Raw genomic sequence first — 23,775 nt, forward strand, 5'->3', positions numbered from 1 at the left:
AGAAAATGTATTTACATTCTGTTGCTTACAGAAATGTGAATCATGCCAGAAAAGCGGTGAAGGAAACCGCCATCGTTATCACAGATAGCGGAACTCACAATGATGCGATATAAATAAAACAACGAGTTAACGCCACTGTAACCAGACGAGGTGGAGAATGTTAGAACAAGTATGTCAGCTAGCACGGAACGCGGGCGATGCCATCATGGAAGTTTACGATGGAAAACAGCCGATGGACGTTGCCAGCAAGAAGGACGATTCTCCGGTCACGGCCGCGGATATTGCGGCACACAAAGTGATTATCAGCGGCCTGCTGGCGCTGACGCCCGATATTCCGGTTCTGTCGGAAGAGGACCCGCCGGCCTGGGAGGTGCGCCAGCACTGGCAGCGCTACTGGCTGGTGGACCCGCTGGACGGCACCAAAGAGTTTATCAAGCGCAACGGCGAGTTTACCGTCAATATCGCCTTGATTGAAAACGGGAAGCCGATCCTTGGCGTGGTCTACGCGCCGGTGATGAAGGTGATGTACAGCGCGGAAAAGGGCAAAGCGTGGAAAGAGGAGTGCGGCGTTCGCAAGCAGATTCAGGTCCGCGATGCGCGTCCGCCGCTGGTGGTGATTAGCCGCTCCCACGGCAATGACCCGGAGTTGCAGGAGTATCTGGAGCAGCTTGGCGAACACCAGACCACCTCAATCGGTTCATCGCTGAAGTTCTGTCTGGTCGCCGAAGGGCAGGCCCAGCTTTATCCGCGCTTCGGGCCGACCTCCACCTGGGACACCGCGGCCGGTCATGCGGTCGCCAGCGCCGCCGGGGCGCACGTTCACGACTGGCAGGGGCGTACCCTTGATTACACGCCGCGTGAATCGTTCCTCAACCCCGGCTTCCGGGTCTCTATTTATTGAGCAGCTTGTGCAGCAGGGCAACCACCTGCTGCACCTCTTCCTGACTAAGCGCGCCGTCTTTAGCCCACTGTACGCGGCCATCTTTATCCAGCACCACGATGGCCGAACTCTCTTCATTAAGCTGCCACGCTTTGCGGACCACACCGTTGCTGTCGACGATAAACTGCGACCAGGGGTAGAGCTGCTTGTTGCTCTCAATACTGCTGCGGACAAACATGCCTGAACCCGGGATAGCGTCATCGGTATTGACGATTGTGGTGGTTTGATAGCGATCGTGCGGGAGCTTCGCGCTTTTAATCGCTTCAATCAGGGTCGCGTTTTTTTCTTTTGCCGACGAGCGCCCGGCAATATGCTGCACGACGCGCACTTTCCCCACCAGCTGCGCGCTATTCCAGCTTTTATAGCTAAACTTATCGTTATTCAGTACCAGCTCCCCCCGATCCGCGACGCCGACCGGCGCAACGCGCTGACCATCGACAAAGTTATGCGCCGACGCCATCAGCGGGAACAGAAGACATGAAACGGCCAGTAATCTACGTAGGGTCATAGTGTTTCCTTTTATTATCTGTGCAGGTGATCCGACCACTTGGTCTGCTTTAATCATAAGTGCGATTTATGGGCATTACCCGCAATGATGGTGCCAGTTTGCGTGTTGACGCACAATTCCGTCTAAAATCGGCGACTTATACTACCTTCATCGGATGCCTGAAACGAAAACTCTGAATTATTGTCATCATAAGGTAAATAAACTTATACAAACTGGGTATCACTCAGATTCTGGACTATAGTTTCAGGGCATTAAAATTTGCGATTCCGGTACGTGGGCTAACTGTGGCACCACAGGAGCGTAACCCTGGCAGGAGACAACAATGAAAATTTTCCAACGCTACAACCCGCTACAAGTAGCGAAGTACGTGAAGATCCTGTTCCGTGGACGTTTGTATATCAAGGACGTTGGCGCTTTTGAGTTTGATAAGGGCAAAATCCTTATCCCGAAGGTTAAAGACAAGCTGCATTTGTCAGTGATGTCTGAAGTCAACCGCCAGGTGAGCCGTCTGCAAACAGAGATGGCATAACCTGAAAAGAGGTATGACTACACGGTAAAAAGGCGGCTCCCTAAGGGAGCCGTTGATGTTTCTGGACCTATCCCTTCATTTCCGCATAGCGTTTACGGTACTCTCCCGGGGGAATGCCGTTATGTTTACGGAAAATGCGCGTGAAATAGACCGGGTCTCCGTAACCTACCGACAGGGCGATTTTGTTAAGCGGCAGGGAGGTGCTCTGGATCAGCCACCTCGCGCGGTTGATGCGCTGCGCCTCGCGCCAGGCGTAAACCGTTTGCCCCAGCTCATTTTTGAACAAATGCGCCAGCCGCGAAGGGGAGAGAAAAACCATCGCCGCCAGGGTCTCGATCTTCATCTCCTGGGCAATATGTTCGTTAAGATAGTCGCACACGGCGTTAATCCGCGGGTCGTGGGCGTGGCGGTTGCTGATCGGCTGTCGCTGAAAGCAGTTCAGGATCAGGCGCTCCAGCGCATTCATCGCCAGCGCCTCCGACAGCGGGGCGGAAGCGGAGTGGTGGCGGATAACTTCATAGAACAGATCGCGCAGACTCTGCAGCTGCTCAGGATCGTTGACCGTGGTTTTACCAATGCCGTGGGTCGTTTGATCCCATTTTAGCCAGTCTATCCAGTAGGGCCGGGGGATGAAGTAGATCCATAAATGATCCCAGTATTCGCTGTGTTCATCCCGTCCGTAATGGTGCGGAACGCCGGGCGGGAAGAGCAGCAGATCGTTTTCACGACACAGAAGGGAGCCGTCTCCCGCTTTCGCGCGCGCCTGGCCGCGAAGCGTCAGATTGATGATGTAACCTTTCATCCCCTGCGGGCGGTTTATGTAGTAGTCCAGCTTTGAGCCGCGGGTGATGGGGGTAAAGCCGGCGACGACCCAGGCGTTGAAGGTAAAGGTCTTCATCAATGGCGAGAAGTTCAGTAGCTCATTGATATCCAGTTCCATCGTTTCTCCCGCCCGAGCGCCGCCGCCCGCTTAACTTTCGATGATAGTAAATTCCCATGCTTTGAGGCGCAACGGCTGGCCGCAGCTAACTTTTTCCCCGCTCAACAGCGCGTTGCCCGATGTCTCGCTGATAAACGCCTGCGGTTCGCCGGAGTAGTTGAACAGGAAGTGGATGCTGTTGCCGTCGCGGTTGCGCATCTTTTTGACCACCAGCGGATAGCGGTAGGCCGATGTACGTGAACGCAGCTCCAGTCCTGCGGTCAGCCGATCGAACAGCTGGCTAATCAGCGTTTTCTGCGGCAGGAAGCCAACGTAAATCGCCCGACCCTGAGCGTAATCCGCCTCGGTGGCGGCGGCATGGTCGCCCCATGCCGGATGCTGATAGCGCAGTAGCGTACGGGTACCGGCGTCCGGCGTCAGCAGCTCCATCCACAGCTCGGCCTGATTGTCTTGACGGCAATCAATGTCCGCGCTGCAGGCGCTTACCGTGGTTTCTTCCGGCAGGGTGAATTGACTGTAGCTCACGCCGCAGCTCTCGCGCAAAATTCCCGGCTGCGCGCCGCTGCGCACCTTCACGTTTTCATCGCTAAAGCCTGATTTAAAGCCGATCAGCGCTCTGCCGCCCTGCTCGATATAGCGGTTGATGCGCGTCAGCAGGCCATCATCGGCGGCGTAGAGTCCGGGTACGATCAGCGCGCGGTAGCGCGCGGTTTCCTCGTTAACGTCGTGGATAATATCGAGGCTGATATTGTGGTCGTACAGCGCATCGTGGAAGCGGCGGAAAATATCGTTATAAATATTGCCCTGCGCGTCGCCGGGACGGAACTGGTTAAGGGCGTCCATCGCCTCATTGCTTATCAGCAGCGCGACGTCGTTTTCTGCCTTCAGCTCCGCCAGCTGGGGCGACAGGCGGGCAAAGTCAGCCCCGATAGTGGTGGCCTCCTGCCAGGTCGCGTTGCGCGAGAAGTCGTGGCTTAACAGCCCCTTCCAGTAGGTCTCGAACGCGTTATGAATCGAATGCCAGTGCCAGTAAGAGACCATTGCCGCCCCCGAGGCCACGTGGCTAAAAGCCTGCAGGCGCAGCTGGCCCGGATAAGGTGTCCACTGGGCAAAGCCCTGCGCCTGGGTTTCCAGCACGAAGTAATTCTTACCCTGCTTTAGCGAACGCGTAATGGCGCCGCCAAACGCGATTTCTCGCCCGGTCAGGTGTTTCTGGCTCGGATGATAGATATCGACTCCGGCAATATCCAGCGTCTGCGCCGCCGCAAAATGGTCAACTCGCGGCTGCACGCCGTAGGAGTAGCCGCGCCATTCAAAATCGAAGTTGTGGGTGACGAACTGATGCGGCTGGGCATATTCGCGCACGATCTCCGCCTGCCAGGCGAGATACTCCGTCACCTGCTGGCGCTGGTAGCGGGAGAACGCGCAGGCGAGGCTGGCGTTGATAGTGTTTTCGACCGGCGGAAAATCCTGCCAGCTATCGATGCGGTTGCTCCAGTAGTCCAGACCAAAATCGTTATTCAACTGGTCAAGGTCGGGGTATTTTTCCTGCAGGCTGCGTACAAAACCCTCCTGCATATGGCGGCCGATATTATCGTAATGCTTGGTTTCGTTATCCAGCTGCCAGCCAATAATCGCCGGATGGTGCTGCACGTGCGCCATTAGCGTACGGATAATCTTTTCGGCATAGCGGCGAAAGGTCGGGTTGACGATATCCATAATCTGGCGCGGGCCATATTTTTGCTGCCCGTTGACGGTAGTGACCAGAATATCCGGGTGCTTCGCCGCCAGCCAGGCCGGGACGGCGTAGGTTGGCGTGCCGATAATCACCGCGATCCCCGCTTTATGCATGGCATTCAGCACCCGGTCGATATGGTAGAAGTTATATTCGCCCTCCCGGGGCTCCAGCGTACTCCAGGTCGATTCGGCAATCCGCACCACGTTAATGCCCGTTTCCTGCATTAAGGCGATATCTTTCGCCAGCCGATCTTCCGGCATATATTCATCGTAATAGGCCACGCCATAAAATAAATCAGACATACAGGTTACCTCCTTAAATTAATGCGCGGGCGCCGGCTGCGGGGCAAAAGCGCGCGCTTTGTCCAGCGTAATAAATGAAATCAGGGTAAAGCACAGGGCGATACCGCCGAGCACGATATAGCTGCTGGTAAAGCCCATGCTCTGGTACATGTGACCGATGCCGGTAGAAAGGAAAATAGAGCTAAAGCTTTTCGAAAACTGGAAGCCGATTAAATAAACCGTGGCCGAAAGCAGCGGGTTGAAGTTGGCAGTAATATATTTCAGCGCGGCGACGAGTAATACCGAGCTCTCAAAACCGTGCAGCAGTTTAATCAGGCTAATGGACACCGGACCGATAGCCCAGGCCGAGCCGATAATGCGCAGACTCATAATCATTCCGCAGTACAGCAGAGCATTTTTCGGGCCGATTTTATTCACGAACCATGGGGCGAAAAACATCACTACCGCATCAAGGAAAATCTGACCTGTGGTTAAATAGCCGAAGACTTCCGCGCCGCGCGCTTTGCTCTCAAAGAAGTGGCTGTAATAGATGGCGAACTGCTGGTCGTAGGTTTCATATACCGCGCCGACGCCGATCGTGTAGATCGCGAAGAACCAGAATTTCTTCATTTTCAGCAGCGAGGTGGCGTCGCTCAGGGTGACCGGCGAGGCTTTACTGCTGTGTATCGCACCTTGTTTATTCGCGCTAATCTGCATTTTCCAGACAATGACCAGCAGGCATACGCCGGCACCGCTGGCCAGCCAGAAAATCATGTTCTGGTCGATCCCGTAGAGCTTGCCTGCCGCGAAGGTGCCGATAGCCGCGCCAATGCCGCCAAACATTCTGGCGCGACCAAACTCAAAACCGGAAGCGCGGCTGACTTTATCAATGTAAGCTTCGCAAATACCGCAGCCTGCGCCGTAGGCCATGCCAATATAGATGCCGCCCGCCAGCGCCCCGAGAAAAACGTTAACTTTTAATAATGGCGCAAAGACGTAGATCCAGTAGGGGGCAAAGAGGGTAATAATGATGGCCAGCAGCCACATCAGGTTTTTACGATAGACCAGCCTGTCGGATATAAAACCGAATAGTGGTTGAACGCAAACGGCAATAATCGCGGTAAAGGAATAAACCAGACCGACGTCAGTGTAATTAATGCCGATGGTTTCCGTTAACCACAATGATAAATAAGGATAGCAGCATCCCCAGCCAATAAAGAAGAACAGGAAGAACAGACAGCTTATATAGTAGTTTTTATTTGATTCTATCATGGTAACCCTCGCTTCCTTTATTCAGGAATATGATCGTGTAGACGCGAGCAAAGTTACCTTTTTGCGCAGAGGGGAGTCATGAACGTTTCGCTGTGGAGCAGTAAAAATCTGCTATTGCCCGAGGGGCGTGAGCAGCCTCACATTCGGACAATAAAAAAGGCGGATTTTCATCCGCCTTGTCGGTTCGTCAACGGTTTTACGCTGACTCTTTATCGCTGTTGGCCGCATCCGGCAGCTTGGGCACCAGCACCGTCGGCTTATTGTCGATACGGGTCACCAGCAGCTGATCGATGCGGTAGTTGTCGATATCCACCACTTCAAACTTATAGCCGGAGAATTTCACCGCGTCGGTGCGCTTGGGAATTTTACGCAGCATAAACATCATAAAGCCGCCGATGGTCTCGTAATTGCCGGACTGCGGGAAATCATCTATATCCAGCACCCGCATCACGTCGTCGATCGGCGTTCCGCCGTCAATGAGCCAGGAGTTTTCATCGCGCGCGACGATCTGCTCTTCCAGCCCCTGGCCGACGAGGTCGCCCATCAGGGTGGTCATCACGTCGTTCAGGGTGATAATCCCGACCACCAGCGCATATTCGTTCATGATCACGGCGAAGTCTTCACCGGCGGTTTTAAAGCTTTCCAGCGCTTCAGACAGCGTCAGGGTATCCGGGACAATCAGCGTATTGCGAATCTGCACGCCGCCGGTCAGCACCAGACTCTGGTTTGCCAGCACGCGGTTCAGCAGGTCTTTGGAGTCAACGTAGCCGATGATGTGGTCGATGTCTTCATTACAGACCAGGAACTTGGAGTGCGGATGCTCCGCGACCTTATTCTTCAGGCTCTGTTCATCTTCGTGAAGATCGAACCAGATGACGTTTTCACGCGAGGTCATCGATGAAGGCACGGTGCGCGATTCCAGTTCGAACACGTTCTCAATCAGCTCATGCTCCTGCTTACGCAGCACCCCTGCCAGCGCGCCGGCTTCCACCACGGCGTAAATATCATCGGAGGTAATGTCGTCTTTACGCACCATCGGAATTTTGAACAGGCGGAAGATATTGTTGGCCATGCCGTTAAACAACCACACCAGCGGGCGGAAGAGAAACAGGCAGAAGCGCATCGGGTTGATGATGCGTAAAGCGACGGCTTCAGGCGCGATCATACCGATGCGTTTCGGAGTCAGGTCAGCAAACAGAATGAACAGGCTGGTGACCAGGGTAAAGGAGATAATAAAGCTCAGCTGCTCGGAGAGCTCCGGGGACATATAGCGGCTAAAGAGGCTATTAAACGCCGGCGAAAATGCCGCATCGCCGACGATACCGCCGAGAATCGCTACCGCGTTGAGGCCGATTTGCACCACGGTAAAGAACATCCCGGGGTTTTCCTGCATCTTCAGCACGCGTTGAGCGTTGATGTTGCCGTCATCGGCCAGCAGCTTGAGTTTGATTTTACGTGATGCGGCCAGCGAGATTTCCGATATCGAAAAGAACGCACTGACGGCTATCAGACAAAGTATTACTAAAATACTGTTTAACATATCTTATCTGACCGTTGAGATCAGATCCTCGGAAGGGAAGTGGATAACGCTAAGTGGAATTCACAAAAAGCCGGTCCGAAGGCTCTGGACCGGCGATAGCACGGCGTAGTATAGCGTAAGGTACTGTAAAGCCGCCAGAGCGTAAATTATTCAATCCGGCGGCCTGCCCTACGGTGCAGCCGCATCAGGCCTGCGGCGGCAAACAAACCCCAATTCCGCCAATGCCGCAGTATCCGTACGGATTTTTATGCAGATACTGCTGATGATCGTCTTCCGCATAGTAGAACGGCTTCGCCGTCGCGATCTCGGTGGTGATAGTGCGCGGGTCGTTGGCTTCATTCATTGCCGCCTGGAAACGCGCCAGGCTGGCCTTCGCCGCCTCGCTCTGCTCAGGCGTTAGCGGATAAATCGCGGAGCGATACTGCGTTCCGCGGTCGTTACCCTGCTGCATGCCCTGCGCCGGGTCGTGATTTTCCCAGAATACCTGGAGCAGCTGCTCATAGCTGATAACCTGCGGATCGTAGACCACGCGCACGGCTTCAGCATGGCCAGTCTCGCCGCTGCAGACTTCGCGGTAGGTCGGGTTGGGCGTATAGCCGCCGGTATAGCCAGCGGCGGTGCTATAAACGCCGGGCAGCTGCCAGAACAGGCGTTCAACGCCCCAGAAGCAGCCCATGGCGAACAGGGCGACTTCCATTCCTGCGGGAACGTTGGTCATCGAGTGACCATTGACGGCGTGGAGCGTAGCCACCGGCATCGGCGTGTTGCGTCCCGGCAGCGCGTCCGCTTGGGCGACAAGATGCGTTTTATCAAATAGACTCACGGTGGGCCTCTCAAAACAGAAAATGTGGTTAAGGTTGTAACCAAGCGTGTCTTTGAACACAATAAACGCGCTTAATACGTCTAGATTTAAACATAAGAATTATTTGGGATAACGTCTATTTTTCAACCCTTAGTTGTTAGGGTTTTGTTAAGCCGTGGAGCGGCACTTTCGTTTCCTTCGGGGGGAAACAAGGATATTCAGGAGAAAAAGTGCTACAAATCCGCCAGTTATGTATCGCCAGCGTTTTGCTGGTCAGCGGGGTCGCCAGCGCAGCGAGCGTGCGTTTGCAGGTTGAGGGACTATCCGGGGAACTGGAAAAAAACGTCCGCGCCCAACTATCTACGATCCAGAGCGATGAAGTCACGCCGGACCGGCGCTTTCGCGCGCGCGTTGATGATGCTATCCGCGAAGGACTGAAAGCGCTGGGCTACTACGAGCCCACGATTGATTTTGATTTACGTCCGCCGCCGGCGAGGGGGCGTCAGGTGCTGATCGCCAAAGTCACGCCCGGCGAACCGGTGCGCATTGGCGGCACTGACGTGATTTTACGCGGCGGCGCCCGAACCGATCGCGACTATCTGGATTTGCTAAACACGCGCCCGGCGATCGGCACGGTCCTCAATCACGGTGATTATGACAGTTTTAAAAGCTCTCTGACCCGGGTTGCGCTGCGTAAGGGCTACTTTGACAGCGAGTTTAATAAAAGCCAGCTTGGCGTTTCCCTCGACCGGCATCAGGCCTTCTGGGATATCGACTACAACAGCGGCGAGCGCTACCGCTTTGGCCCGGTCACTTTTGAAGGCTCGCAAATTCGCGACGAATATCTGCAAAACCTGGTGCCGTTTAAGCAGGGCGACTACTACACCTCGCAGGATTTAGCCGAACTTAACCGCCGCCTGGCGGCAACCGGCTGGTTTAGCTCCGTCGTGGTGGCGCCGCAGTTTGACAAGTCCCGTCAGACGAAAGTGCTGCCTTTGCAGGGCGTGGTCTCTCCGCGTAAAGAGAACACCGTGGAAACCGGGGTTGGCTACTCAACCGACGTCGGGCCGCGCGTCAAAGGCACCTGGAGAAAGCCGTGGATGAACTCCTACGGCCACAGCCTCACTTCCAGCCTCAGCCTTTCCGCCCCTGAACAGCAGCTTGATTTCAGCTACAAGGTACCGCTGTTAAAAAGCCCCCTGGAGCAGTACTACCTGATGCAGGGCGGCTTTAAACGTACGGATCTCAACGATACCAAATCTGACTCCACCACCCTGGCCGTTTCGCGCTACTGGGAGATGTCGAGCGGCTGGCAGCGCGCGCTGAACCTGCGCTGGAGTCTTGACCACTTTACCCAGGCCAACGTCACCAACACCACCATGCTGATCTATCCCGGCGTGTCGGTGAACCGTACCCGTTCGCGCGGCGGCCTGATGCCGACCTGGGGCGATTCGCAGCGCTATTCGGTGGACTACTCCAACACCATGTGGGGCTCGGATATTAACTTTATTGTGATGCAGGCGCAGGACGTCTGGATCCGCACTCTTTATGACCGCCACCGCTTCGTGGTGCGCGGCAACCTCGGCTGGATTGAGGCGGATAACTTCAGCAAAGTCCCGCCGGATCTGCGTTTCTTCGCCGGCGGCGACCGCAGCATTCGCGGTTATAAATACAAATCTATCTCGCCAAAAGATGACGACGGCAAACTGATGGGGGCCTCGAAGCTGGCTACCGGCTCGCTGGAGTATCAGTACAACGTGAGCGGCAAGTGGTGGGGCGCGGTGTTCGTCGATAGCGGCGAAGCGGTAAGCGATATCCGCGAAAGCAACTTTAAAACCGGCGCCGGCCTCGGCGTGCGCTGGCAGTCTCCGGTCGGGCCAATCAAGCTGGATATCGCCAGACCGATCGGCGACAAAGAAGAGCACGGTTTACAGTTTTACATCGGTCTGGGGCCTGAATTATGAGTTTATGGAAGAAGATAAGCCTCGGCGTACTGATTTTTCTGCTGCTGCTGCTGGGGACGGTAGGATTCCTGGTGGGGACGACGACCGGTCTGCATCTGGTTATCAAAGCCGCCGATCGCTGGGTCCCGGGGCTGGAAATCGGTAAAGCCACCGGCGGCTGGCGCGATCTGACGCTGGAGAACGTGCGCTTTGAGCAGCCGGGCGTGGCGGTCACCGCCGGCCAGTTCCATCTGGGCGTTAAGCTACGCTGCCTGTGGGACAGCAGCCTGTGCGTCAACGATATCTCTCTGCGCGATATCTATGTGGCGATCGATACCAGCAAGATGCCGCCAGCGGCGCCGGTTGAAGAAGAAGAGAGCGGGCCGCTGAATCTCTCCACGCCTTATCCCGTTACCCTGAGCCGGGTGGCGCTGCATAACGTCAACGTAAAAATTGACGATACCGCCGTCTCGGTGCGCGACTTTTCCACGGGGCTTAACTGGCAGGAGAAAAACCTCACCCTGACGCCGACCTCGCTGCAGGGGTTGCTCATCGCGCTGCCAAAGGTGGCGAAGGTGGCTCAGGAGCAGGTTGTCGAGCCGAAAATTGACAACCCGCGGCCGGAAGAAAAGCCGCTCGGCGAGACGATGAAAGAGCTGTTCTCGAAACCGGTGCTGCCGGAAATGACTGACGTCCATCTGCCGTTGAATCTTAATATTCAGGCGTTCCGCGGCGAGCAGCTGCGTCTCACCGGCGATACCGATATAACCATCTACAATCTGCTGCTTAAAGTCAGCAGCATCGATGGGCAGATGAAGCTGGACGCGCTGGACGTGGACTCCGACCAGGGGAAAGTCACGGCTTCCGGTAACGCGCAGTTGCAGGATAACTGGCCGGTCGATATCACCCTCAACGGTACGCTGAATATTGATCCCCTGAAGGGCGAGAAAGTGCAGCTAAAAGTGGGCGGCGAAGTGCGTAAAAAGCTCACGGTCGGCGTGGATCTGAATGGGCCAGTCGCGATGACGCTGCGCGCCGAAACGCAGTTGGCGGAGGCCGGCCTGCCGCTGGATATGGAGATAAAAAGCAAGCAGCTCTACTGGCCGTTTACCGGCGAGAAAGCGTATCAGGCTGACGATCTTCTGCTGAAATTTAACGGCAAGATGACCGACTACACCCTGGCCTTTAGCACCGCGGTGAAAGGGCAGTCGCTGCCGCCAGCGAAGATTAACCTGAACGCGAAGGGCAACGAGCAGCAGGTGAATCTCGATAAGCTCACCGTCGCCGCCCTCGAAGGGAAAACCGAACTGAAGGCGCTGCTCGACTGGCAGCAGGCGATCAGCTGGCGCGGCGAACTGACGCTTGACGGTATCAACACCGCTAAAGAGGTCCCGGACTGGCCGTCGAAGCTCAACGGTTTGATTAAGACCCAGGGTAGCCTGTACGGCGGCAGCTGGCAGATGTCGGTGCCGGAGCTGAAAATTACCGGTAACGTGAAGCAAAACAAAGTCGATGTAAGCGGATCGCTGCAGGGCAACAGCTATATGCAGTGGAAAATCCCCGGCCTGCATCTGGCTTTAGGCCCTAACAGCGCCGACGTGAAAGGCGAGCTGGGGGTCAAAGACCTTAACCTCGACGCCACCATTGACGCGCCGCATCTCGATAACGCCCTGCCGGGCCTGGGCGGGACGGCGAAAGGGCTGGTGAAGGTTCGCGGCACCGTCGACGCGCCGCAGCTGCTGGCGGATATCACCGCCCGGGCGCTGCGCTGGCAGGATCTGTCGGTGGCTCAGGTGAACGTGAAGGGCGATGTGAAATCCACCGACCAGATTGGCGGTAACCTTGACGTACGCGTTGACCGTATTAGCCAGCCGGGCGTGAATATCAGCCTGGTGCAGCTCAATGCGAAGGGCAATGAGAAGCAGCACGACCTGCAGCTGCGGGTGCAGGGCGATCCGGTCTCCGGGCAGCTCTCGCTGGCGGGGAGCTTTGACCGCAAAGCGGAGCGCTGGAAAGGCACGCTGAGCAATACCCGTTTCCAGACCCCGGTGGGGCCGGTGGCGCTGACGCGTGATATCGCGCTGGATTACCGCAACCTTGAGCAGAAAATCAGCATCGGCCCGCACTGCTGGACTAACCCGAACGCCGAGCTGTGCGTACCGCAGACCATCGACGCCGGCGCGAGCGGGCGCGCGGTGGTGAACCTCAACCGTTTCGATCTCGCGATGCTCAAGCCCTTTATGCCGGAAGCGACCCAGGCCAGCGGCGTGTTTAGCGGTAATGCCGATGTGAGCTGGGACACCACCAAAGAGGGGCTGCCGCAGGGTAAGGTCACCCTGAGCGGGCGTAACGTGAAGGTGACGCAGACGGTCAACGACGCGCCGCTGCCGGTGGCTTTCGATACCCTGAACCTCACGGCCGATCTGCACAATAACCGCGCCCAGCTGGGCTGGCTGATTCGCCTGACCAACAATGGCCAGCTGGACGGACAGGTGCAGGTCACCGATCCCCAGGGCCGACGCAATCTGGGCGGTAACGTCAATATCAGCAACTTCTCGCTGGCGATGATCAACCCTATCTTCTCGCGCGGTGAAAAGGCGGAAGGGAGACTGAACGCGCGTCTGACGCTGGGCGGTAACGTCCAGAGCCCGCAGCTTTTCGGTCAGATGCAGCTGAACGGCGTGGATATTGACGGTAACTTTATGCCGTTTGATATGCAGCCGAGCCAGCTGGCGATGAATTTTACCGGTACCCGTTCGACCCTGCAGGGGACGGTGAACACTCGCCAGGGACAGATTGCGCTCAGCGGCAACGCCGACTGGACGCAGATTGACAACTGGCGCGCGCAGATTGCGGCGAAGGGCAGCCGGGTGCGGATAACCGTGCCGCCGATGGTGCGCCTGGATGTGTCGCCGGACGTGGTCTTTACCGCCACGCCAAGCCTGTTTAACCTGGATGGCAGCGTTGACGTACCCTGGGCGCGTATCGTCGTCAACGAAGTGCCGGAAAGCGCCGTTGGGGTCTCATCTGACGAAGTGATGCTGGATAAAAATCTGCAGCCGATTAAGCAGCAGAGCGCCGGTATCCCTATCAACAGCAATCTGACGATTCACGTGGGCAACAACGTTCGTCTCGACGCCTTTGGTCTGAAAGCGCGTCTGACCGGCGATTTGAAAGTGGCGCAGGACAAACAGGGGCTGGGGCTCAACGGGCAGATCAACATCCCGGAAGGGCGTTTCCATGCCTACGGCCAGGATCTGATCGTGCGTAAAGGCGAGCTGCTGTTCTCTGGTCCGCCGGATCAGCCGCTGCTGAATATCGAAGCCATTCGTAATCCGGACGCCACCGAGGACGACGTTATCGCCGGCGTTCGCGTGACCGGCTCGGCCGATCAGCCGAAAGCGGAGATTTTCTCCGATCCGGCGATGTCGCAGCAGGAAGCGCTCTCTTACCTGCTACGCGGGCAGGGTTTAGGCAGCGGACAGAGCGATAGCGCAGCCATGACTTCAATGCTTATTGGTATGGGGGTTGCACAAAGTGGTCAGGTTGTGGGTAAAATCGGCGAGACGTTTGGCGTAAGCAATCTGGCGCTGGATACCGAGGGAGTGGGCGACTCCTCCCAGGTGGTGGTCAGCGGCTATGTACTGCCGGGTCTGCAGGTAAAATATGGGGTAGGGATCTTTGACTCCCTGGCGACGTTGACGTTACGCTATCGCCTGATGCCTAAGCTATATATGGAAGCTGTGTCTGGCGTAGACCAGGCTCTCGATTTGCTCTATCAGTTTGAGTTTTAGCAATGCGAATATTTGTTTACGGCAGTTTACGACGCAAACAAGGCAACAGCCACTGGATGACCAACGCTCAGTGGCTGGGCGATCATAGTGTCAATGATTATCAACTGTACAGCCTGGGCCACTATCCAGGCGCGGTGCCCGGCGATGGCACGGTACATGGTGAGGTCTATCGTATTGACGCATCGACGCTGGCTGAATTGGATGCGCTGCGTACCAAAGGCGGCGAGTACGCTCGTCACCTGATCCAGACGCCCTACGGTAGCGCCTGGATGTATGTCTATCAGCGCCCCGTTGAGGGCTTCACGCTGATAGAAAGCGGCAACTGGTTGGATAAAGACCAGTATTGATAACGATAACGCCACCTTCGGGTGGCGTTGTTTTTTGTGGCGTTAGGTGCTGTCGCCGGCTAAGGCGTCAGCCGCCGCTCGGGCATGGATCAACGGCCAAAAAAACACCGCCCGGAGGCGGTGTTTTTGCGAACCTGAGTGCGGCTGAATTACTTCTTAGCGCGCTCGAAGGAAGCCACGATTTCAGCTTTCGCCGCTTCAGCGTTGTCCCAGCCGTCAACCTTAACCCATTTGCCCGCTTCGAGGTCTTTATAGTGCTCGAAGAAGTGGGTGATCTGCGCTTTCAGCAGTTCCGGCAGGTCGTTCACATCTTTAATGTGATCGTACTCTTTGCTCAGCTTGGTGTGCGGTACCGCAACCAGTTTCGCATCTTCACCGGATTCGTCGGTCATTTTCAGCACGCCAACCGGACGGCAGCGGATGACTGAACCTGGCTCCAGCGGGTACGGCGTCGGGACCAGAACGTCAACCGGGTCGCCGTCCAGGGACAGGGTGTGGTTGATGTAGCCGTAGTTGCACGGATAGAACATCGCCGTGGACATGAAACGGTCAACGAACAGTGCACCGCTCTCTTTGTCGACTTCGTATTTGATAGGATCTGCGTTCGCCGGGATCTCGATCACGACGTAGATGTCTTCCGGCAGATCTTTGCCCGCAGGTACGTTGAGTAAGCTCATGTCTGTTTCCTTTAAAATGTATGGCAAACAAGTGCCCGGTATTATAGCCAACTCACATCGAATGTCTTCGCTTCTTTTTCCCCAGAACGGGTGGGTGGAGTCTGAATTTTTCAGCGTAAGACAGCCTGAAAATCCATAAACATAGCCGCATACTGAATAAAATTATGTAACCGTTTTCATTGCATATGCTTGATATCTCAAAGTGTGCAAAATTTCGTCATAAACGGCGAAGCTCGCGCGGCTCGCGAAGCCTCACCGGCTCTCCGCTGGTGAGATGGCCGCTGATTAACATCTAATTAACTTTTTTGAAGTGTGATGTAACGCATTCAGTTACATCTCCGATTGTCTATAGTTTGTCCGCAGGTGAGGCTTTAACCAACAATAACCCTACGAGGATCCTCTTATGTGGAAGCGCTTACTTCTTGTCACAGCAGTTTCCGCAGCTATGTCGTCTATGGTCATGGCTGCCCCTCTTACCGTAGGTTTTTCGCAGGTCGGTTCTGAATCCGGCTGGCGCGCGGCCGAAACTAACGTCGCGAAAGAGGAGGCCGCGAAGCGCGGCATCACTCTGAAGATTGCCGACGCGCAACAAAAACAGGAAAACCAGATTAAAGCCGTACGCTCCTTTATCGCTCAGGGCGTCGATGCCATCTTCATCGCGCCGGTCGTGGCGACCGGCTGGGAGCCGGTACTTAAAGAAGCGAAAGAGGCCAAAATCCCGGTATTCCTGCTCGACCGCTCAATTGATGTTAAAGACAAAGATCTCTACATGACCACCGTTACCGCGAACAACGTGCTGGAAGGCCAGCTGATCGGCGAGTGGCTGGTCAAAACCGTCGACGGTAAGCCGTGTAACGTTGTTGAACTGCAGGGCACCGTAGGGGCCAGCGTGGCGATTGACCGCAAGAAAGGCTTCGCTGAAGCCATTTCTAAAGCCTCCAATATCAAAATTATCCGCTCCCAGTCCGGCGATTTTACCCGCAGCAAGGGCAAAGAAGTCATGGAGAGCTTTATCAAAGCGGAAAACAACGGCAAGAACATCTGCATGGTTTACGCCCATAACGACGACATGGTGATTGGCGCCATTCAGGCGATTAAAGAGGCCGGGCTGAAGCCGGGCAAAGATATCCTCACCGGCTCTATCGACGGCGTGCCGGATATCTATAAAGCGATGATGGCCGGCGAGGCCAATGCCAGCGTCGAACTGACGCCGAATATGGCCGGTCCGGCGTTCGATGCGCTGGAGAAATACAAAAAAGACGGCACCCTGCCTGAAAAAGTCACCATCACCAAATCGACCCTCTACCTGCCGGATACGGCGAAAGAAGAGTTAGAGAAGAAGAAAAATATGGGCTACTGAGTAGCCGAATCACAGGTTCACCGCCGCCTCCGGGATGTCCCCGGTCGCTAAAGCGCGGCTGATTTCCCTCTCCTCCCATCGGGGAGAGGGCAAAGGTGAGGGGGGAGAGCATGAACGGCGAATTACATCAGGAAATCCTTCGTACTGAAGGGCTTAGCAAATTTTTCCCCGGCGTGAAGGCGCTGGATAACGTTAATTTTAGCCTGCGCCGGGGCGAAATCATGGCTCTGTTAGGCGAAAACGGCGCGGGTAAATCCACCCTGATCAAAGCGCTGACCGGCGTCTATCATGCCGATCGCGGGGCCATCTGGCTGGAAGGGCGGGAGATCGCGCCGAAAAATACCGCTCACGCCCAGCAGCTGGGGATCGGCACCGTCTATCAGGAAGTGAACCTGCTGCCTAATATGTCGGTGGCGGACAATCTGTTTATCGGCCGCGAGCCCAGACGCTTTGGCCTGCTGCGGCGTAAAGAGATGGAAAAGCGCGCCACCGCGCTGATGGCGTCCTACGGTTTTTCTCTTGATGTCCGTGAACCGCTGAACCGCTTTTCGGTGGCGATGCAGCAGATTGTCGCGATCTGCCGGGCGATCGACCTGTCAGCAAAAGTGTTAATTCTTGATGAACCGACCGCCAGCCTGGATACCCAAGAGGTGGAGATGCTCTTTACCCTGATGCGCCAGCTGCGCGATAGCGGGGTCAGCCTGATTTTCGTCACCCACTTCCTCGACCAGGTGTATGCCGTCAGCGATCGCATCACCGTGCTGCGTAACGGCGGTTTTGTCGGCTGCCGGGAAACCCGCGAGCTGCCGCAAATTGAACTGGTGAAGATGATGCTGGGCCGTGAGCTGGAGCATAACGCCCTGCAGCGCGCGGGCCGCACCCTGCTGAGCGATAAGCCGGTGGCCGCCTTCGAAGATTTTGGCAAAAAAGGCACCATCGCACCGTTTAGTCTGCAGGTCCGTCCCGGTGAAATCGTCGGCCTGGCGGGGCTGTTAGGCTCGGGACGTACGGAAACGGCGGAGGTGATCTTTGGCATTAAACCCGCCGACAGCGGCAAAGCGTGGATCAAAGGCAAGCCGCAAACCCTGCGCTCGCCGCATCAGGCATCCTGCCTCGGGATCGGCTTCTGTCCGGAAGACCGTAAAACCGACGGCATTATCGCCGCCGCCTCGGTGCGGGAAAATATCGTTCTCGCGCTACAGGCGCAGCGCGGCTGGCTGCGGCCGATTAGTCGCCGCGAACAAAATGAGATTGCAGAACGTTTCATTCGTCAGCTCGGTATTCGTACCCCCAGCGCTGAACAGCCGATCGAATTTCTCTCCGGCGGTAATCAGCAGAAGGTGCTGCTCTCCCGATGGCTGCTGACGAAGCCGCAGTTCTTGATCCTTGATGAACCGACTCGCGGTATTGACGTTGGCGCCCACGCCGAAATCATCCGCCTGATTGAAACCCTGTGCGCCGATGGTCTGGCGCTGCTGGTCATTTCTTCAGAGCTGGAAGAGCTGGTGGGTTACGCCGATCGGGTGATTATCATGCGCGATCGCCAGCAGGTGGCGGAGCTGGCTCTGAGCGAGCTCTCCGTGCCGGCGATCATGAACGCTATTGTGGCATAAGGAGTAACCGATGATGCCTCAATCTGTTCCGAAAACCGGCCAGCCGAAACGGCGCTTTAACTGGCCAAAAGGGATGCCGCAAATTATTGCGCTGCTGCTGGTGCTGGTCGTTGACAGCCTGGTCGCCCCGCATTTCTACCAGATCGTGCTCCAGGACGGGCGACTGTTCGGCAGCCCGATAGATATTTTGAACCGCGCCGCACCGGTGGCGCTGCTGGCGATTGGCATGACGCTGGTTATCGCCACCGGCGGGATTGACCTCTCCGTCGGGGCGGTGATGGCGATTGCCGGCGCAACGGCGGCGTCAATGACCGTGGCGGGGCACAGCCTGACGGTTGTGCTGCTCGCATCGCTGGGGGCCGGCGCGCTGGCCGGGCTGTGGAACGGCATTCTGGTGGCGGTGCTGAAGATCCAGCCGTTCGTCGCCACGCTGATCCTGATGGTCGCCGGACGCGGCGTGGCGCAGCTGATCACCTCCGGGCAGATCGTGACCTTTGACTCTCCGCATCTGGCGTGGCTCGGCAGCGGATCGCTACTGCTGTTCCCGACCCCGGTGATTATCGCCATCGTGACGTTGGTGCTGTTCTGGCTGTTTACCCGCAAAACCGCGCTGGGGATGTTTATCGAAGCGGTGGGGATTAACATTCGCGCGGCAAAAAACGCCGGGGTAAATACCCGCATCGTCGTGATGTTGGCCTACGTGCTGAGCGGCGTTTGCGCGGCGATTGCCGGCATTATCGTTGCGGCGGATATTCGCGGCGCGGATGCCAATAATGCCGGGCTATGGCTGGAGCTGGACGCCATCCTGGCGGTGGTTATCGGCGGCGGCTCGCTGATGGGTGGGCGCTTTAACCTGCTGCTCTCGGTCGTCGGGGCGCTGATTATCCAGGGGATGAATACCGGGATCCTGCTGTCAGGATTCCCGCCGGAGCTTAATCAGGTAGTCAAAGCGGTGGTGGTGCTGTGCGTACTGATCGTCCAGTCGCCGCGCTTTATCAGCATACTGAAGGGGATGCGCGGCCATGATAAAACGTAATTTACCGTTAATGATTACCCTCGCGGTCTTCGTACTGGGATACCTTTACTGCCTGACCCAGTTTCCCGGCTTTGCCTCGACGCGGGTGATCTGCAATATCCTGACCGACAATGCCTTTCTTGGGATCATCGCCGTCGGCATGACCTTCGTGATCCTCTCCGGCGGGATCGATCTGTCGGTGGGGTCGGTGATCGCCTTTACCGGCGTATTTCTCGCTAAAGCGATCGGTTTCTGGGGGATTTCGCCGCTGGTGGCGTTTCCGCTGGTGCTGGTGATGGGCTGCGCCTTTGGCGCGTTTATGGGCCTGCTTATTGATGCGCTGAAGATCCCGGCGTTTATCATCACCCTCGCCGGGATGTTTTTTCTGCGCGGCGTCAGCTACCTGGTCTCGGAAGAGTCGATTCCCATTAATCATCCGGTGTATGACGCGCTATCAGGACTGGCATGGACCATCCCCGGCGGCGGGCGTCTGAGCGCGATGGGGCTGCTGATGCTGCTGGTGGTGATCGGCGGAATTTTTATGGCCCACCGCACCCGCTTCGGCAATCAGGTTTATGCCATCGGCGGCAACGCGACGTCGGCGAACCTGATGGGGATTTCCACGCGGAGCACGACGATCCGCATTTATATGCTCTCTACCGGGCTGGCGACGCTGGCGGGGATCGTTTTCTCCATCTATACCCAGGCGGGCTATGCGCTGGCGGGCGTTGGCGTTGAACTGGACGCGATTGCATCGGTGGTTATCGGCGGTACGCTGTTGAGCGGTGGGGTGGGGACGGTTCTCGGCACGCTGTTTGGCGTCGCCATTCAGGGGCTGATTCAAACCTACATCAACTTCGACGGTACGCTGAGTTCATGGTGGACCAAGATCGCTATCGGTATCCTGCTGTTCATCTTTATCGCGCTGCAGCGCGGCCTGACGGTGCTGTGGGAGAATCGGCAGAGTTCGCCGGTGACAAGGGTGGGGCACTGACGGAAGGATTTCCCCTCCCGTAAGGCGGGAGGGGAAGAGGCGGGTTACGCGTCCGGGAACTCTTTAATAAAGTTTTCGACGTCTTCAACCATATGGTTGTTGCCGACGAAGAAAGAACGGCGCTGATGCAGGCTTTCCGGGATGATATCCAGAATACGCTCTTTACCATCGCTGGCCTTACCGCCCGCCTGTTCCGCAAGGAACGCCATCGGGTTGCATTCGTACAGCAGGCGCAGTTTACCGTCCGGGTGGCTGGCGGTGCTCGGATAGAGATAGATGCCGCCTTTAAGCAGGTTGCGGTGGAAATCCGCCACCAGAGAGCCGATGTAGCGTGAGGTATACGGGCGCTGGGTCTCTTTATCTTCTTCCTGGCAGTGCTTAATGTACTTCTTCACGCCCATCGGGAACTTAATGTAGTTACCTTCGTTAATCGAGTAGGTGTTGCCTTTTTCCGGGAAGCGCATGCGCTCCTGGCACAGGCAGAAGACGCCAAGGGAGGGGTCATAGGTAAAGGCGTGGACGCCGCAGCCGGTGGTGTAAACCAGCATCGTCGAGGAGCCATACACCACATAGCCCGCGGCGACCTGTCGGTTGCCCGGTTGCAGGAAATCTTCTTCGGTAACGGGGGTGCCCACCGGCGTGACGCGGCGGTAAATAGAGAAGATCGTGCCAACAGAGACGTTAACGTCGATGTTAGAAGATCCATCCAGCGGGTCCATCAGCACCACGTATTTGGCGTGTTCGCATCCTTCAAAGACGACGATCTCATCTTCTTCTTCAGAGGCGATCCCGGCAACAATATCGCGTGCTCGCAGTGCGGCTTTCAACTTTTCATTGGCAAACAGGTCGAGTTTTTGCTGAACCTCGCCCTGAACGTTTTCAGCACCGCTGGCACCCAGGATATCGACCAGGCCGGCCTTGTTGATATCGCGGTGGATGATCTTGGCGCCTAACTTTATCGCCGACAACAAAGCAGTAAGCTCGCCGGTTGCGTGAGAGAACTCGTGCTGCTTTTCGACAATAAATTCACCTAACGTTTTCATAACCCGTTCCCTGCATGTTTATGTGAAGTAAAACGAACATAACAATCTTAACAAAGAATAAAAAAAGTTCGCACTGGTGAATCGCGCCAGCAAAATACGGATTCGCCTGAAATGCATTTCTTTCCCCCCCAACATCCCGGTAAACTGTGCTTCAGATAAGAGAAGGAAATGACGAATGCGCATTCATATTTTAGGAATCTGTGGCACGTTTATGGGGGGGCTGGCGATGCTGGCACGTTCCCTCGGTCATGAGGTAACGGGGTCGGATGCGAACGTCTATCCGCCAATGAGTACCCTGCTGGAAAACCAGGGAATTGAGTTAATTCAAGGATATGATGCCAGCCAGCTGGATCCGCAGCCTGACCTGGTGATCATCGGTAACGCAATGACGCGCGGAAACCCGTGCGTGGAAGCGGTGCTGGAAAATAATATCCCTTACATGTCCGGTCCCCAGTGGCTGCACGATTTCGTGCTGCGCGATCGCTGGGTGCTGGCGGTTGCCGGAACGCACGGAAAAACCACCACTGCCGGCATGGCGACCTGGATCCTCGAAGCCTGCGGCTACAAGCCGGGCTTTGTTATCGGCGGCGTTCCGGGCAACTTCGATGTTTCCGCGCGCCTCGGCGACAGCCCGTTCTTCGTGATTGAAGCCGATGAATACGACTGCGCTTTCTTCGATAAACGTTCCAAATTTGTTCATTACTGCCCGCGCACGTTGATTCTCAATAACCTTGAATTCGACCACGCGGACATCTTTGACGATCTAAAAGCTATCCAGAAGCAATTTCATCATCTGGTGCGTATTGTGCCGGGCAAAGGCAAGATTATCCTGCCGGAGAACGACATCAATCTGAAGCAGACGATGGCGATGGGCTGCTGGAGCGAGCAGGAGCTGGTTGGCGAACAGGGGCACTGGCAGGCGAAAAAGCTCACCACCGATGCTTCCTCCTGGGAAGTGTGGCTGGACGGCGAGAAAGTCGGCGAAGTGAAGTGGGCGCTGGTCGGCGAGCATAATATGCATAACGGCCTGATGGCCATCGCCGCCGCCCGGCATGTCGGCGTGCTGCCTGCCGATGCGGCCAACGCGCTGGGCAGCTTTATCAACGCCCGCCGCCGTCTGGAGCTGCGCGGCGAAGCCAACGGCGTGACCGTATACGATGATTTCGCCCACCACCCGACGGCGATTCTGGCGACCCTGCAGGCGCTACGCGGCAAAGTTGGCGGTACCGCGCGTATTCTTGCCGTGCTTGAACCCCGTTCTAACACCATGAAAATGGGCATTTGCAAAGACGACCTGGCGCCGTCTCTCGGTCGCGCGGACGAGGTCTTCCTGCTGCAGCCGCAGCATATTCCGTGGCAGGTTGCTGAAGTGGCTGACGCTTGCGTACAGCCTGCGCACTGGAGCGCCGATGTCGATGCGCTGGTGGATATGATTGTTAAAACCGCCCATCCTGGCGACCACATTCTGGTGATGAGCAACGGTGGATTTGGCGGCATTCATCAGAAGCTGCTCGATAAGCTGGCGAAAAAAGCCGAGGCGGCCGAGTAGGCTATTCTCCTCGTTTATCCGCCCTCCGCGTGAGGGCGGATAGTTTTTGTGGCCAGGAGGGTTCATGTTGAATTCAGAAAGAGTGACCTCTACCGATTCCTCGCATTTTCCCCCGCTTGACGCACTGTACGGCAGGGCCTTTCCGTGGCACGAGCAGCGTGAAGCCGAGGCTAAGCAGCAGGCGCTTGATAATCCGCATTATGAACTGGAAGCCTGGTTCGATGATGGCCAGTTTATTGGCCTGAGCGGCTGCTGGCGGTTTGCTGACTATCGCTACGTTGAACATCTGGCCATCGACGATACCTTGCGATCGCGCGGCTACGGCAAGCGGCTGTTAGCTGAAATACTTCAGCGCGCGCCGCTGACCGTTCTGGAAATCGATCCGCTGACCAGCGAAGTTGCCCATAAGCGCCTGCGCTTTTATGAAACCATGGGCTTTTGCGCGAACCCCTGGGCGCATCGCCATCCGACCTATCATCAGGGCATCGCCGATCATGAACTGATCGTGTTGAGCTATCCGCAGCCGATTAATGAGGCGCAGTACCAGCGCTTTGCGCAGGATTTGCGTTTGGTGGTCATGGAGCAGGCTGGCGCGGTCAAGGTTTTGTAGCCCGGACAAGGCGCGTCAAGCGCCGCCTCCGGGAAGCAGCCCGCAATGCCACCTCCGCTTTTTTCCCCGGCTCGCGCTGCGCTTAGCCGGGCTACGGGTTCAGCGCTGTCTGCGGGCCGGTAGTCCGGACAAGGCGCGTCAAGCGCCGCCTCCGGGAAGCAGCGCGCAATGCCACCTCCGCTGTTCTCCCGGCTCGCGCTGCGCTTAGCCGGGCTACGGGTTCAGCGCCCTCTGCGGTCCGGTAGCCCGGACAAGGCGCGTCAAGCGCCGCCTCCGGGAA

Annotated in this window: 19 protein-coding genes; 11 read left to right on the forward strand and 8 right to left on the reverse strand. The window is 56.6% G+C overall.

Annotation, left to right across the window (positions count from 1 at the left end; genetic code table 11):
* Positions 1-157: 157 nt before the first annotated feature.
* A complete protein-coding gene (gene cysQ, locus ABLU87_RS12700; RefSeq protein ID WP_004098019.1) occupies positions 158-901 on the forward strand; it encodes a 3'(2'),5'-bisphosphate nucleotidase CysQ in 744 nt (247 codons plus the stop codon).
* On the opposite strand, the gene ABLU87_RS12705 is transcribed toward cysQ, so the two are convergent.
* A complete protein-coding gene (locus ABLU87_RS12705; protein ID WP_032747643.1) occupies positions 891-1,448 on the reverse strand; it encodes a YtfJ family protein in 558 nt (185 codons plus the stop codon). The genes cysQ and ABLU87_RS12705 overlap by 11 nt on opposite strands.
* Before the next feature lie 322 nt (positions 1,449-1,770).
* Between ABLU87_RS12705 and ABLU87_RS12710 the strand changes: the two genes are divergently transcribed.
* Positions 1,771-1,977 (forward strand): DUF1107 domain-containing protein, encoded by a 207-nt coding sequence (locus tag ABLU87_RS12710; protein WP_004098023.1) that lies wholly within the window; start codon positions 1,771-1,773, stop codon positions 1,975-1,977.
* Positions 1,978-2,044: 67 nt separating this feature from the next.
* On the opposite strand, the gene araC is transcribed toward ABLU87_RS12710, so the two are convergent.
* The 5 genes from araC to msrA all read right to left on the reverse strand — a co-directional run bounded on the left by araC (position 2,045) and on the right by msrA (position 8,571).
* Complete coding sequence (araC, locus tag ABLU87_RS12715; protein WP_004098024.1) at positions 2,045-2,917, reverse strand: arabinose operon transcriptional regulator AraC; 873 nt, start codon at positions 2,915-2,917, stop codon at positions 2,045-2,047.
* Between the two features lie 30 nt (positions 2,918-2,947).
* Positions 2,948-4,957, reverse strand: coding sequence for a beta-galactosidase (locus tag ABLU87_RS12720; RefSeq protein WP_046876863.1), 2,010 nt, complete (start codon positions 4,955-4,957; stop codon positions 2,948-2,950).
* 18 nt (positions 4,958-4,975) lie between these two features.
* A complete protein-coding gene (locus ABLU87_RS12725; RefSeq protein WP_014227639.1) occupies positions 4,976-6,208 on the reverse strand; it encodes an oligosaccharide MFS transporter in 1,233 nt (410 codons plus the stop codon).
* Positions 6,209-6,404: 196 nt separating this feature from the next.
* Positions 6,405-7,748, reverse strand: coding sequence for a hemolysin family protein (locus tag ABLU87_RS12730; RefSeq protein WP_025107621.1), 1,344 nt, complete (start codon positions 7,746-7,748; stop codon positions 6,405-6,407).
* Between the two features lie 184 nt (positions 7,749-7,932).
* Positions 7,933-8,571 (reverse strand): peptide-methionine (S)-S-oxide reductase MsrA, encoded by a 639-nt coding sequence (gene msrA, locus ABLU87_RS12735; protein WP_014227641.1) that lies wholly within the window; start codon positions 8,569-8,571, stop codon positions 7,933-7,935.
* 209 nt (positions 8,572-8,780) lie between these two features.
* Between msrA and tamA the strand changes: the two genes are divergently transcribed.
* Genes tamA through ABLU87_RS12750 form a run of 3 tightly spaced genes read left to right on the forward strand, consistent with a single transcriptional unit; the run spans position 8,781 to position 14,634 of the window.
* A complete protein-coding gene (tamA, locus tag ABLU87_RS12740; RefSeq protein ID WP_014227642.1) occupies positions 8,781-10,514 on the forward strand; it encodes an autotransporter assembly complex protein TamA in 1,734 nt (577 codons plus the stop codon).
* Positions 10,511-14,287, forward strand: coding sequence for an autotransporter assembly complex protein TamB (gene tamB, locus ABLU87_RS12745; protein WP_109240525.1), 3,777 nt, complete (start codon positions 10,511-10,513; stop codon positions 14,285-14,287). Before tamA ends, tamB begins: the two co-directional genes overlap by 4 nt.
* Before the next feature lie 2 nt (positions 14,288-14,289).
* Positions 14,290-14,634, forward strand: a complete 345-nt coding sequence (locus ABLU87_RS12750) for a gamma-glutamylcyclotransferase (RefSeq protein ID WP_004098039.1) — start codon at positions 14,290-14,292, stop codon at positions 14,632-14,634.
* 149 nt (positions 14,635-14,783) lie between these two features.
* Here ABLU87_RS12750 and ppa read toward each other — a convergent pair whose 3' ends face one another.
* Positions 14,784-15,311, reverse strand: coding sequence for an inorganic diphosphatase (gene ppa / locus ABLU87_RS12755; RefSeq protein WP_004098041.1), 528 nt, complete (start codon positions 15,309-15,311; stop codon positions 14,784-14,786).
* A gap of 403 nt (positions 15,312-15,714) precedes the next feature.
* Between ppa and ytfQ the strand changes: the two genes are divergently transcribed.
* The 4 genes from ytfQ to yjfF all read left to right on the forward strand — a co-directional run bounded on the left by ytfQ (position 15,715) and on the right by yjfF (position 20,293).
* Positions 15,715-16,671: a galactofuranose ABC transporter, galactofuranose-binding protein YtfQ gene (gene ytfQ / locus ABLU87_RS12760; RefSeq protein ID WP_004098043.1), complete on the forward strand. Its 957-nt coding sequence runs from the start codon at positions 15,715-15,717 to the stop codon at positions 16,669-16,671.
* Between the two features lie 110 nt (positions 16,672-16,781).
* Positions 16,782-18,284 (forward strand): galactofuranose ABC transporter, ATP-binding protein YtfR, encoded by a 1,503-nt coding sequence (gene ytfR, locus ABLU87_RS12765; protein WP_122116684.1) that lies wholly within the window; start codon positions 16,782-16,784, stop codon positions 18,282-18,284.
* Positions 18,285-18,294: 10 nt separating this feature from the next.
* Positions 18,295-19,320 (forward strand): galactofuranose ABC transporter, ATP-binding protein YtfT, encoded by a 1,026-nt coding sequence (gene ytfT, locus ABLU87_RS12770; RefSeq protein WP_014227645.1) that lies wholly within the window; start codon positions 18,295-18,297, stop codon positions 19,318-19,320.
* A complete protein-coding gene (yjfF, locus tag ABLU87_RS12775; RefSeq protein ID WP_004098052.1) occupies positions 19,307-20,293 on the forward strand; it encodes a galactofuranose ABC transporter, permease protein YjfF in 987 nt (328 codons plus the stop codon). The genes ytfT and yjfF overlap by 14 nt, the downstream gene beginning before the upstream one ends.
* 44 nt (positions 20,294-20,337) lie before the next feature.
* Here the strand turns inward: yjfF and fbp are convergent, their stop codons facing one another.
* Entirely contained in the window at positions 20,338-21,336 is a 999-nt protein-coding gene (gene fbp / locus ABLU87_RS12780) for a class 1 fructose-bisphosphatase (protein WP_004098053.1), read from the reverse strand.
* A gap of 175 nt (positions 21,337-21,511) precedes the next feature.
* Between fbp and mpl the strand changes: the two genes are divergently transcribed.
* Both mpl and ABLU87_RS12790 read left to right on the forward strand, forming a co-directional pair.
* The gene (gene mpl / locus ABLU87_RS12785; RefSeq protein WP_004098056.1) at positions 21,512-22,885 is read left to right on the forward strand and encodes a UDP-N-acetylmuramate:L-alanyl-gamma-D-glutamyl-meso-diaminopimelate ligase; all 1,374 of its coding nucleotides are present in this window, start codon (positions 21,512-21,514) and stop codon (positions 22,883-22,885) included.
* A gap of 64 nt (positions 22,886-22,949) precedes the next feature.
* Positions 22,950-23,495 carry a GNAT family N-acetyltransferase gene (locus ABLU87_RS12790; protein WP_064405972.1) on the forward strand — a complete coding sequence of 182 codons (546 nt, stop codon included), beginning with the start codon at positions 22,950-22,952 and terminating at the stop codon, positions 23,493-23,495.
* Positions 23,496-23,775: the final 280 nt, after the last annotated feature.

The sequence above is a fragment of the Klebsiella sp. CB_Kp196 genome (genome assembly GCF_040061575.1).
GTDB classification, from domain to species: domain Bacteria; phylum Pseudomonadota; class Gammaproteobacteria; order Enterobacterales; family Enterobacteriaceae; genus Klebsiella; species Klebsiella michiganensis.